Genomic DNA, 11,780 nt, shown 5'->3' on the forward strand with positions numbered 1-11,780 from the left:
CATGGGGGCTTTGCCGCGCCATCCATGGCGCGGATACCCCCGCGAACCCACCCCGACCGGCCTCTGACAGATTCCGGGTGCTTCCTTCCACGGCAATGCAAAGAAAATCAAAAACAACAGCCGAACGTTGAGGCAGAATCGGGGTTTCGGCTGGAGATCCGGCGTGCACCCCATCGAAAGTGAACGCCTGCGGCTGCGCCGCATCGAGCCTGACCGCGATGCGGCACCGATGCTGGCACTGCTCAACGATCCAGGCTTCCTGCGTTTCATCGGTGATCGCAACGTGCGCAGCGAGGAGCAGGCGCGGGAGTACATCGCGCTGCGGGTGCTGCACAGCTATGCCTTGAACGGCTTCGGCATGTATGCGATCGAGCGCCTGTCCGACGGCGCGTGGCTGGGTAACGCCGGCCTGGTGCGGCGTGATGGCCTGCCGGGGCCGGACATCGGCTATGCGGTGCTGTCGGAATTCGCCGGGCAGGGCTATGCCGGTGAGGCGGCGCGCGCGGTGTTCGCGCACGCGCGTGGCGAGCTGGGCCTGCACGATCTGTATGGCATCACCGACCTGGACAACGTCGCGTCCGGGAAGATCCTGCTGGGGCTGGGCATGCAGGTGCGTGGGGTGATCCAGTTGCCGGGCGTGGACAGCCCGAGCCGCTTGTATGCCACGCCGGGTGCGGCAGAGGTCGGGTAGTGCCGGCAGCTGGCCGGCAACCCGAGGTGGCGATGGGGTCAGAGCCCGCAGTGCGGGATCCGACCCCGGTGGGCTGATCGTGGTGGGTGCCGACCAACGGTCGGCACCCACCCTTCAGCCCCGCAGTTCCGCCAGCTGTGCCTGCAGTTCGGCCACGGCCGCTTCCAGCTGGGCCACGCGCTCGGCCAGGCCCGGGTCGGCGGCCTCGCTGCCACCGCCGCTGCTGGCGTACTTGGCTGCCAGCGCCGCGCCATCCACTTCACCGCACAGCAGGTGCATGTAGCGGTCCTCGCGCTGGCCGCTGGCGCGCGGCAGCACCACCAGCAGCGCGCGTTGCTGCAGGCGCTCGATGGCGTGGCGGGCTTCATCGGCATCGGCGAAGCGGTGCAGGCGCTCGCTGCGCGAGACCAGCTCGCCCAGGGTCTGCGGCCCGCGCAGCAGCAGCATGGCCAGCAGTACGGTCTGCTGCCGGGTCAGGTCCAGCGCGCCCTGCAGCCGGTGTTCGTAACGGTCGGCGCGTGAAGAAAAGTGCTGGCGTGCCAGCCCCAGTGTCTCCAGCTGGCGCAGGGCGTGCTGCACGCTGCCAGTGTCGACGTTCATCACCGGCTCGCGGGCGGTCTTCTGGTTGGCGGCCGACTGGGCCGCATTGACCGTCAGCGGGTAGGTGTCCGGTGTGGTTGCCTCCTTCTCCACCAGGCAGCCCAGCAGGCGGGCCTGCACGGCGTCGAGCAGGGGAACGTCGGGGGTCTGGACGGAATCGGTCATGGCGGCCTTCGGAAGGGCAACGGGTCAACCGCCAAGCATAGCCGTCCCGAGGCCGCCTTTGCCGGTAAAATGCGCGGGTATATCTGATTGCCGGTGAATCCATGCGTCGTCCTGTTTCCCTGTCCCTGACCCTGCTCGCCACGGCGGCGCTGGGCCTGTCCGCCTGCAAGCGCGTGGATGCGCCTGCTGCCGAAGCCGCTGCCCCGGAGGCCCCGGCCGCTGCCGCCAAGGCCGATGGCGCGCTTGATGCGACCGCCAACGACAATCTCAACGCCGTGCTGTGGATGCAGCGCGCGCAGGAGTACAAGGCGATCACCGAGCAGACCTACCGTGCCGCCGCCGACCACCTGGATGCAGCGCTGAAGGAAGCCCACTGGGACGCGCTGGTACCGGAAGAACGCGGCAACGAGGCCAAGGGCCTGAAGCCGGCCGTGGTGCTGGACGTGGACGAGACCGTGCTGGACAACTCGCCCTACCAGGCGCGCCTGGTGCGCGACGGCAAGGAATACGACGAGCTGAGCTGGGACCAGTGGGTGGCCGAGAAGAAGGCCAAGGCCATTCCGGGCGTGGTTGATTTCGCCAAGGCCGCCAACGCCAAGGGCGTGACCCTGCTGTACATCTCCAACCGCGCCGTGCACCTGAAGGACGCGACCCTGGCCAACCTGCGCGAGCAGGGCCTGCCGGTGGCCGATGACAGCGTGTTCCTCGGCCTGGGCACCGTGGTCGAAGGCTGCGAGCAGGCCGGCAGCGAGAAGAATTGCCGCCGCCGCCTGGCCGGGCAGAAGTACCGCGTGCTGATGCAGTTCGGCGACCAGCTGGGCGACTTCGTGGAAGTGACCGCCAACACCAACGAAGGCCGTGACGCCCTGCTGCAGCAGTACCACGACTGGTTCGGCGAACGCTGGTGGATGCTGCCGAACCCGACCTACGGTGGCTTTGAGCCGGCGCAGTTCAACAACGACTACAGTCAGTCGCGCCAAGCCCGCCACGATGCCAAGCGTGCTGCCCTGGACTACGCACCGTGAGCCGCGCGCCGCTGCCGCTGCGCGATGACGAGCGCCTGATCTTCGCGCTGGACGTGCCCGACCGCGTGCAGGCATTGGAATGGGTCGATCGCCTCGGCGACAGCGTGGCGTTCTACAAGATCGGCATGGAACTGCTGGCGTCGGGCGAGTACTTCCAGGTGCTGGACGAGCTGGCCCGCCGCGACAAGCGCGTGTTCGTCGACCTGAAGTTCTTCGACATCCCGGCCACGGCTGCCGCGGTGATCAAGCGCCTGTCACAGTGGCCGGTCAGCTACGCCACCATCCATGGCTGGCACCCGGCGATGATGGAAGCCTGCGCGGCCGCCAACGGCAGCGACATGCGCCTGCTGGCGGTGACCGTGCTGACCTCGATGGGCCGCCCGGACCTGGCACAGATGGGCATCGACCGCGAACCGGTCGACGTGGTGGTCGAGCGCGCGCTGGCCGCCCAGGCCACCGGCATCGATGGCGTGATCGCCTCGGGCCAGGAAGCGGGGCCGATCCGCGCTGCCACGGGCGCGGGCTTCTCGATCGTCTGCCCGGGCATCCGTCCGGGTGGCCCGGTCGGCGACGACCAGAAGCGCACCGTTGGCGTGGCCCAGGCCTTCGCCGATGGCGCTGACGCCATCGTGGTCGGCCGCCCGATCCGCCTGGCCACCGATCCGCAGGCCGCGGCACGGGCGATCCAGCAGGAAATCGCGTCGGCGCTGGCTGCACGCTGAGATTCCGCGGCCAGAGCTGCACGCTCGAACGCCACCCCGTCCCGCGCGGGGTGGCGTTTTTGCATCCGGCCTGGGGAGCGGTTGTGCCCGAATCGCCACAAAACATGCCGTAGATTCCACGGGCTTGGTGTTGCGGGTCATTAAATTAAATAAAATCAATAATTTATATGACATTACGTGAAGTGTTGCCTTAACTTGAGAGGCAGCGTAGGATCGCCGCCATCCGGTCCTCGGGCCGGACATGTGCCACAACACTGTCCACCGGCCTTGTGCCGGCTTGAAGAGCCTGTGATCCCCCGTGATCCCGGCTCTTTTTTTATGCGCGGGGCCCGGCCCGGGGTCAGATCCCTTCTGCCCCTGGCAGAAGGGATCTGACCCCAAGTTGCCCCCCCGGCTTGCCGCTGTCACGTCACAGGCCGCAAGATGCGGACCGGTCCGGGGAGTCCGAGTGCATGAGCGTGGCAGTGCGAGGAAGGTCTGCGCGTGGATGGGGGCTGGCAGCCATGCTGCTGCTGGCCGTGGCGGCGTGTCGTGAATCTGCCCAGGACCCGGCCAAGCCGGCGGCTGAGCCGGTTGCGGCGGTGCAGGCGATGGCGCTGCGCCTGGCCGAGGACGATCTGGTCGGCTACGCAAAGCTGTCGGTACCGCCGAGCCAGTACCAGCGCCTGCAACAGGCCTGGACCGAAGGCCACAGCCAATGGCCGCTGACCGAACTGCCGCTGGGCGACCAGCTGCTGCCGATGCTGGCCGCACTGCGCAAGCCCAACGCCGGTGCAGAACTGCAGCGCAGCTTCGATCGCCAGCTGGCCGGCCAAGCCGGCGCCGTGCGCCAGGCTGCACAGTCGATGGGCAACTTCGGTGTGCAGTACCTGCGCCACCAGAAGGGCTATACACCGGGCCAGCAGGCGCACTACATCGCCCTGGTCGAAACCCTGGCCGGCTGGGCGCAGGGCGCCCCGATCAGTGACCGGGCCCGCGCACGCAGCACCATCGCCGCGCTGGTCGGCGCCGCCAACAAGGTCGGCTTCGACGACGAAGCCAGCCTGCAGGCCGCCGGCATGGAAGGCAGCCTGGAGCAGCTGGCGCCGTTCATCCACACCCTCAAGGCGGTGCTGGGCAGCTACGGGCTGGGCGTGGACGACGCGTTGCGCAGCGTGCGCGGCGAACTGCTGTCGGTGGAAGGCGACAACGCGCTGGTACGCCTGCGCTACGACCTCGCTGGTCGCGAGATGAGCCTGCAGCTGCCGCTGAGCCGGCGCGAAGGCCACTGGTACCTGACCCGAACCCTGGCCGACACCGACGCCCTGCTGCACAAGGCCGATGCGGCCCGCGCCGCCGCCGCACCCGAACCGGCTGAAGCCCCCGCCGAGGGTGGGGAAGCGGCAACGCCACCGCCTAAGCCATAATGGCGCCGATGTCGAAACAGAACCCGCTGCCGTTCCCCGGCGAAGAATCCCAGTCGACGCCCGCCGATACGGTGCCGGCGTCCCCCTCGACCGGTACCGGCCCGAACCCGGTACCGCCGCCCGCGCACGCGCGTCCGGCCGGCCGCCGCCCGCTGTGGGCTCGCCTGCTGGGCCGCCTGGTCGAGCCGTGGCTGTCGCTGAAGATCGAGCCGGAAGACCCGGGCCAGTACAACGATGGCCGCCCGGTCATGTACGTGCTGGAAGACTATGGCCTGTCCAACGCGCTGATCCTGGACAAGGCCTGCCGCCAGGCCGGCCTGCCGTCGCCGCTGGTGCCGCTGGCCGGTGACCCGACTGGGCGCAAGCGCGCTTACCTGGCACTGTCGCGCCGCAGCTCCAGCAATTCGCTGATTCCCGAACAGCGGGGCGCCAAGACCCATTCCGACTCGTTGGCCAAGGTCCTGCAGGCGCACCGCGTGCGCGAGGACCTGGATGTCCACCTGGTGCCGGTGTCGATCTTCGTCGGCCGCGCACCGGACAAGCAGAGTGGCTGGTTCGCGGTGCTGTTCTCGGAAAACTGGGCGCTGGTCGGCCGCTTCCGCCGCCTGCTGGCGGTGCTGCTGAATGGTCGCAGCACCATCGTCCGCTTCGCGCCGCCGATCTCGCTGCGCAACACCGTTGACGAAGGCCTGGAGCCGGAGCGCACGGTGCGCAAGCTGCAGCGCGTGCTGCGTACCCATTTCCGCCGCATCCGTGAATCGGTGATCGGCCCTGACCTGTCGACCCGGCGCCTGCTGGTGGACCAGGTGCTGGCCGCCGAACCGGTGCGCGAAGCGATTGCCGCGCAGGCCAAGCGCGACAATTCCAAGCCGGCCGATGCCTGGAAGAAGGCGCACGCCTACGCCTGGGAAATCGCCGCGGACTACTCCAGCCCGGTGGTGCGTTCGGCCAGCTTCATGCTCAGCCACGTGTGGAACCGCATCTATGCGGGCGTGCTGGTGCACCATCTGGACAAGTTCAAGGCCGCCGCACCGGGCCACGAAGTGGTCTACGTGCCCAGCCACCGCAGCCACATGGACTACCTGCTGCTGTCCTACCTGCTGTACGACCGTGGCATCGTACCGCCGCACATCGTGGCCGGCATCAACCTGAACCTGCCGGTGGTCGGTACCCTGCTGCGCAAGGGCGGTGCGTTCTTCATCCGTCGCTCGATCCGCGGCAACGCGCTGTACTCGGCCGTGCTCAGTGAGTACGTCGCGCAGCTGGTGGCCGGTGGCTACTCGCTGGAGTACTTCGTCGAAGGTGGCCGTTCGCGCACCGGCCGCCTGCTGCAGCCCAAGGGCGGCATGATCTCGATGACGCTGCGCGCGTTCCTGCGCCAGCCGCGCAAGCCGGTGCTGTTCCAGCCCATCTACATCGGCTACGAGAAGCTGATGGAAGGTGGCAGCTACCTGGACGAACTGTCCGGGCGGCCGAAGGAGAAGGAATCGATCTGGTCGCTGCTGTGGGGCATCCCCAAGGTGCTCAAGCAGAACTACGGCCAGGTGGTGGTGAACTTCGGCGAGCCGATCGCGCTGAACGACGTGCTGGCCGAGAAGGCGCCGGAGTGGAAGGGCGAGGCGGTGTCCGAGGACGAGAAGCCGGCGTGGCTGTCGACCACGGTGGATACGCTGGCCGAGCGCATCCAGGTGCACATCAACGGTGCTGCCGACGTCAACCCGATCAACCTGCTGGCACTGGCCCTGCTGTCCACGCCGAAGCATGCGATGGGCGAGGCCGACCTGATCGCGCAGATCGAGCTGTGCAAGACCCTTCTGGTCGAAATGCCGTATTCGGACCGGGTGACGGTGACCCCGCACTCGCCGGAGCGGATCATCGCCCATGCCGAGGAAATCAACGTCCTCACCCGCATCAAGCACCCGCTGGGCGATGTGCTCAGCGTCAGCGGCGATACCGCGGTGCTGCTGAGCTACTTCCGCAACAACGTGCTGCACCTGTTCACCGCCTCGTCGTGGGTGGCCTGCTGCTTCCAGAACAACCGACGCATGAGCCGTACCGGCCTGGTCCAGCTGGGCCGTACGGTGTACCCGTTCCTGCAGGCCGAGCTGTTCCTGCCGTGGAGCGAGGACGAGTTCGCGCAGCGCATCGACCAGACCATCAACGTGTTCGTGCGCGAGGGCCTGCTGCAGAACGTCAATGATGACGACGGCGGCATCCTGGCGCGCAACACCGGGCAGACCGACGAAGTGTTCCGCCTGCGTGCGATCGGCCACTCGCTGCAGCAGGCGTTCGAGCGCTATTACATCGCCATCTCGGTGCTGGTGAAGAACGGCCCGGGCGTGCTGGGTGCGGCCGAGCTGGAAAGCCTGTGCCAGCAGGCGGCGCAGCGCTTGAGCCTGCTCTATGCACCGGCCGCGCCGGAGTTCTTCGACCGCACCCTGTTCCGCGGCTTCATCCAGAAGCTGCGCGAGCTGCGCCTGGTGTGGCCGGACGAGAACAGCAAGCTGCTGTTCGACGAGCGCCTGGATGCCTGGGCCAAGGACGCCAAGTTCATCCTCGGCCGCGAACTGCGCCACACCATCGAACGGGTCAGCCCGGAAGCGGCACGCCCGGACGAGCCTGCGCCGCAGGATTGAACTGAATCCTGCGGTGGGTGTGGACCTTGGTCCACACACCTTCCATCTGTGCCAACCAAGGTTGGCACCCACCAGAGCAGGAAGCCAACCAAGGTTGGCACCCACCTGAACCGGGCTCAGGCCGGTTCGTCGGGAATCTGCAGGCTTTCCAGCTTGGCGATGCAGTCCTTCAACTGCAGCTTGCGCCGCTTCAGGCGCTTGGATTCCAGCTCGTCCTCGCCATTGGCGGCCATGCGGGTGATCTGCTCATCCAGCAGGCGATGCTCGGCGCGCAGGGCGGCGAGGCGTTCGACGATCTCAGCGGGGCTGTAGGTGTCCACAGCCTCCGAGCATACACAGCGATGATGACCGCCGGGAGAGGGGAATTCCGACCCCCGGCCGGGGCGGCTCCGAGCCGTTAGAATGGACCCCATGAGTGCCGTGATTTCCCTTCCCGATCCCCAGCCGCGCGCTGCCCGCGATCCGCGCGTGGCCGAGCGCGAGCAGCACAAGCTGGCCAAGCGCCTGCGCCGCCAGGTTGGCGAGGCGATCGCCGACTTCGGCATGATCGAGGCCGGTGACAAGGTGATGGTCTGCCTGTCCGGCGGCAAGGACAGCTACACCCTGCTGGACGTGCTGCTGCAGCTGCAGAAGAAGGCACCGGTGCCGTTCGAGCTGGTGGCGGTGAACCTGGACCAGAAGCAGCCGGACTTCCCCGAGCATGTGCTGCCGGAGTACCTGGCCGGGCTGGGCGTGCCGTACCACATCATCGAGCAGGACACCTATTCGGTGGTCAGCCGGGTCATTCCGGAAGGCAAGACCATGTGTTCGCTGTGCTCGCGCCTGCGTCGTGGCGCGCTGTACAACTACGCCGAAACCCACGGTTTCACCAAGATCGCGCTGGGCCACCACCGCGACGACATGGTGGCCACGTTCTTCATGAACCTGTTCCACCACGCCAAGCTGTCGGGCATGCCGCCGAAGCTGCGCAGCGACGACGGCAGGCACGTGGTGATCCGGCCGCTGGCCTACGTGCGCGAGAGCGACATCGTCGAGTACGCGCAGGCGCGCCAGTTCCCGATCATTCCCTGCAACCTGTGCGGCAGCCAGGAGAACCTGCAGCGCCGCCAGGTCGGCCTGATGCTGAAGCAATGGGAAAAGGACCACCCGGGCCGCATCGAGCAGATCGCGCGTGCCATGGGCGAAGTCCGGCCCTCGCAGCTGGCTGACACCACCCTGTTCGACTTCATGGCGCTGGGCCGTCGCGACGACGCGCCGCTGCCCGACGCCCATGCCTGGCTGGCCGGTTCCCCGGCCGACGCCGACGCAGATCCCGAGACGCCCGCCGTTTAAGGTCGGCCGCCCTTCCTCTTTGCCATCCGGAATTCCATGTTCTTTCGCAACCTGACGTTCTTCCGTTTCCCGACCACCACCGATTTTTCCGAAGTCGACACCCTGCTGCCACACGCCCTGCTGAAGCCGGTCGGCGCACTGGAGATGAATTCGCGCGGCTTCATCTCGCCGTTCGGCCGCGAGGAGAAGGAACTGCTCTCCCACCGCATCGCCGAGCACCTGTGGCTGACCGTGGGCGGCGAGGACAAGATCCTGCCGGCGGCGGTGGTCAACGACCTGCTCGAGCGCAAGCTGGAGGAGATCGAGGAGAAGGAAGGCCGTCGCCCGGGTGGCCGCGAGCGCAAGCGCATGAAGGACGACCTGTTGCATGAACTGCTGCCGCGCGCCTTCGTGAAGTCCTCGCGCAACGACGCCTTCATCGACCTGCAGCACGGCTACGTCGCGGTGGATACTTCCAGCCGCAAGACCGGCGAATACTTCATGTCCGACATCCGGGGCCTGCTCGGCAGCTTCCCGGCGATGCCGCTGAACGCCGAAGTCGCGCCGCGCTCGATCCTGACCGGCTGGATCGCCGGCGAGCCGCTGCCGACCGGGCTGAGCCTGGGCGAAGAGTGCGAGATGAAGGATCCGGTGGAAGGCGGCGCGGTGGTCAAGTGCCAGCATCAGGAGCTGCGCTGCGACGAGATCGACAAGCATCTGGATGCCGGCAAGCAGGTGACCAAGCTGGCGCTGATCTTCGAGGACAACCTCTCGTTCGTGATCGGCGACGACCTGATCGTGCGCAAGCTGAAGTTCCTCGACGGTGCCCTGGACCAGCTGGAGCACGCCGACGAAGACGGCCGCCGCGCCGAGTTCGACGCCCGCTTCGCCCTGCAGAGCGCCGAGATCCGCCGCCTGTTCCTGTTGCTGGAAGAAGCCTTCAAGCTCAGCAAGGCTGACTGAACAGGCAACCCGACGGCCGCCGGTCATCCGGCGGCCCGAAGCGGCGCTATGCTGGGCGCATGAGCCGTCTGCTGCGCCGCCTGATCAGCCCGACCCCGCCCGCCACCGTACAGCGCGACACCGTTCGCCTGCGGCTGGAGGATGCCGAGATCGAGGTGCTGCGCGTGCGCGACCCGCGTGCGCGGCGCATCAAGCTGAGCGTGGACGAGCGCGGCGCGCGCCTGACCCTGCCGCTGCGGGCAAGCCTGGTGATGGGCGAACGCTTCCTGGAACAGCACCGCGACTGGCTGGCGCTGCAGCTGCGCCAGTACCAGGGCCAGGGCCTGCCGGCACTGCTGCAGCCCGGCGAAGATGGCGTGCTGCCACTGCGCGGTGAACTGCTGCCGCTGCGCTGGCAGGAAGGCCGCTACGCACGACTGGAGATCGACGCGCACGGCGCCTGCGTGCAGTGGCCGACCCGTGGCGGTGACGCCACCCTGCGCCGCCTGCTGCGCGAGTTCTACGAAGCACAGACCCGCGCCGACGTCGGCCGATGGTTGCCGAAGTACCTGCCCACCCTGCCGCGCGCGCCCAGCCGCCTGCGGCTGAAGGTGATGTCCTCGCAATGGGGCTCGCTGGCCCCCGACGGCAGCATGGCGCTGGACCTGGCCCTGGTGTTGGGCAGCCCGCAGGCCTTCGAGTACGTGCTGGTGCATGAACTCTGCCACCTGATCCAGCCCAACCACTCGCCCGCGTTCTGGCACGAAGTGGAACAACGCTTCCCCGCCTGGCGCGAGCAGCGCGACTACTTCCAGCTGGAAGGTCGGCGCCTCAAAGCGATGCTGCGCCAGCTGCTGTGACCGCGCCCCGCACCCTGTAGAGCCGAGCCCACGCTCGGCTGACGCGCGCAGCGCGGGATTCCAGTCATCACGTTGAAGAGCAGCCGAGCATGGCGATGCCGGTCGTCCTGACCGGCACCCTTCGGGCCGTCGCAAGCGACGTTGGCAGCGGCTCCTGCCGCTGCCTTCGGCTCTACAGAAGAGCGCGCGTTGCGCGCGACCGGCTCTTGCTCTTCCTTCTTTCTTCCGTGGTGGGCACACCGGAAACTGTCGAAGGACGGGCGGGTGGGCCATGCAGGGGCGTTGGCGCCATGGATGGCGCCATCGAGCTTACAGGGACGTACTTGCAGCGTCCCCTGCATGGCTCACCCGCCCGGCCAAGCACGGCTTTGCCGTCGGATGCCACCCACCACGAGGGGCTCAGCCGTTGGCCGAAACCCTCACCCCGCCCGCAACGCCGCCGCCGTCGCCCACCGCGCGGCCACCCGTGGTGCCGTAATGCACACCGCCCGGTCGGTCACCGTCGTCACCGCCCGCTCCAGCAGCTGGATATCCGCCTCATGCTGGCGCGCCACATGCGGGTCCTCGAAGAAGATCGCGCGTTGGCAGCGCCCTTCCAGCACCCGGTCTGCAATCTGTGCATCGCCGCCCATCGGGCCGCTCTGGTAGCGCGTCACCCACGGCGTATCGCTGGGCCAGCCACGGCTCCAGGCCAGCTCGTTCAAACGCTGGCCGGTAGTACCGGTGGCCACCCGCTCGCCGAACCGGGCCAGCACATCGAAGTGCTCGTCGGCGAAGGCCAGCATCGCCGGCTTCATCGCGTCGTGCGCGATCAGCGCCAGCGTCTGCCCCTCGAACGCGTGCAGGTCGTCAGCCCCGGCATCGGCGGCCAGGCCGGCGTGGATGCGTTCCACCTCGATCCAGTCGCGCGCGGTGGCCACGGTGGAGATGAACGGCTTGCCGTGGATCACGCACTGCCGCTTCAGCGCCGTGGCTTCCGGAAACACGGAGGACGGATCGACCGGATCGATCAGGTAGATCGCGCCATCCAGCGTCCGTTCCGGCCCCATTCCAACCACCTCGGCGACCAGCTTCATCAGGCCACCCTCGCGACCATAGGGATAGCGGTGCAGGCCTGCGTATCCGGTCAGGAAGCCCTGTCGCTCGATCGCGTCATGGGTGCGGCCGACCGCGTGCAGCGACACGCCCAGTTCGCGCAGGCCGGGTTCGCTGACGCGCAGCCAGCGGAAGAGGGCGGCGCGCGCGTCGTGGTGATGGAGACGGTTGGCAGCCAGGCCGATGCGCATCGAGAACTCCGCAGGAACGGGTGAAAGCGGCAGTGTATGTCGGCATTCCCCCTACTTGCTGCTTTTACAACTTTCTTCATTGCGCCTCGTCCACGCGCCGCTAGCGTGAGAGGCAGCGGTACCGCTGCGCGGCCGT

At 67.8% G+C, this 11,780-nt stretch carries 11 protein-coding genes; 8 read left to right on the plus strand and 3 right to left on the minus strand.

Going from position 1 to position 11,780, the window contains the following annotated elements; all coding sequences use genetic code 11:
• The first annotated feature begins 163 nt into the window (after positions 1-163).
• The gene (locus tag QP552_RS00235) at positions 164-691 is read left to right on the plus strand and encodes a GNAT family N-acetyltransferase (RefSeq protein WP_111111661.1); all 528 of its coding nucleotides are present in this window, start codon (positions 164-166) and stop codon (positions 689-691) included.
• Between the two features lie 114 nt (positions 692-805).
• Here the strand turns inward: QP552_RS00235 and QP552_RS00240 are convergent, their stop codons facing one another.
• Positions 806-1,456, minus strand: a complete 651-nt coding sequence (locus tag QP552_RS00240; protein WP_286074635.1) for a DUF480 domain-containing protein — start codon at positions 1,454-1,456, stop codon at positions 806-808.
• 101 nt (positions 1,457-1,557) lie between these two features.
• On the opposite strand from QP552_RS00240, the gene QP552_RS00245 reads away from it, so the two are divergent.
• The 4 genes from QP552_RS00245 to plsB all read left to right on the plus strand — a co-directional run bounded on the left by QP552_RS00245 (position 1,558) and on the right by plsB (position 7,245).
• The gene (locus QP552_RS00245; RefSeq protein ID WP_021202272.1) at positions 1,558-2,481 is read left to right on the plus strand and encodes a 5'-nucleotidase, lipoprotein e(P4) family; all 924 of its coding nucleotides are present in this window, start codon (positions 1,558-1,560) and stop codon (positions 2,479-2,481) included.
• Complete coding sequence (pyrF, locus tag QP552_RS00250) at positions 2,478-3,203, plus strand: orotidine-5'-phosphate decarboxylase (RefSeq protein WP_197633754.1); 726 nt, start codon at positions 2,478-2,480, stop codon at positions 3,201-3,203. The genes QP552_RS00245 and pyrF overlap by 4 nt, the downstream gene beginning before the upstream one ends.
• Positions 3,204-3,655: 452 nt before the next feature.
• Complete coding sequence (locus QP552_RS00255; RefSeq protein WP_111111658.1) at positions 3,656-4,609, plus strand: hypothetical protein; 954 nt, start codon at positions 3,656-3,658, stop codon at positions 4,607-4,609.
• Positions 4,609-7,245, plus strand: coding sequence for a glycerol-3-phosphate 1-O-acyltransferase PlsB (plsB, locus tag QP552_RS00260; RefSeq protein WP_106551164.1), 2,637 nt, complete (start codon positions 4,609-4,611; stop codon positions 7,243-7,245). The genes QP552_RS00255 and plsB overlap by 1 nt, the downstream gene beginning before the upstream one ends.
• A 116-nt stretch (positions 7,246-7,361) precedes the next feature.
• Here plsB and QP552_RS00265 read toward each other — a convergent pair whose 3' ends face one another.
• Positions 7,362-7,565, minus strand: coding sequence for a YdcH family protein (locus QP552_RS00265; protein WP_049430910.1), 204 nt, complete (start codon positions 7,563-7,565; stop codon positions 7,362-7,364).
• A gap of 91 nt (positions 7,566-7,656) precedes the next feature.
• Between QP552_RS00265 and ttcA the strand changes: the two genes are divergently transcribed.
• Genes ttcA through QP552_RS00280 form a run of 3 tightly spaced genes read left to right on the plus strand, consistent with a single transcriptional unit; the run spans position 7,657 to position 10,358 of the window.
• Positions 7,657-8,577: a tRNA 2-thiocytidine(32) synthetase TtcA gene (ttcA, locus tag QP552_RS00270; RefSeq protein ID WP_286074636.1), complete on the plus strand. Its 921-nt coding sequence runs from the start codon at positions 7,657-7,659 to the stop codon at positions 8,575-8,577.
• A 36-nt stretch (positions 8,578-8,613) separates the two neighbouring features.
• Complete coding sequence (locus tag QP552_RS00275; protein ID WP_005411825.1) at positions 8,614-9,519, plus strand: recombination-associated protein RdgC; 906 nt, start codon at positions 8,614-8,616, stop codon at positions 9,517-9,519.
• Positions 9,520-9,578: 59 nt separating this feature from the next.
• The gene (locus tag QP552_RS00280; RefSeq protein WP_111111656.1) at positions 9,579-10,358 is read left to right on the plus strand and encodes a SprT family zinc-dependent metalloprotease; all 780 of its coding nucleotides are present in this window, start codon (positions 9,579-9,581) and stop codon (positions 10,356-10,358) included.
• A 419-nt stretch (positions 10,359-10,777) separates the two neighbouring features.
• On the opposite strand, the gene QP552_RS00285 is transcribed toward QP552_RS00280, so the two are convergent.
• Entirely contained in the window at positions 10,778-11,644 is an 867-nt protein-coding gene (locus tag QP552_RS00285; protein WP_286074638.1) for a methylglyoxal synthase, read from the minus strand.
• Between the last annotated feature and the right edge of the window lie 136 nt (positions 11,645-11,780).

The organism is Stenotrophomonas sp. 59, from assembly GCF_030291095.1.
Taxonomy (GTDB): domain Bacteria; phylum Pseudomonadota; class Gammaproteobacteria; order Xanthomonadales; family Xanthomonadaceae; genus Stenotrophomonas; species Stenotrophomonas maltophilia_Q.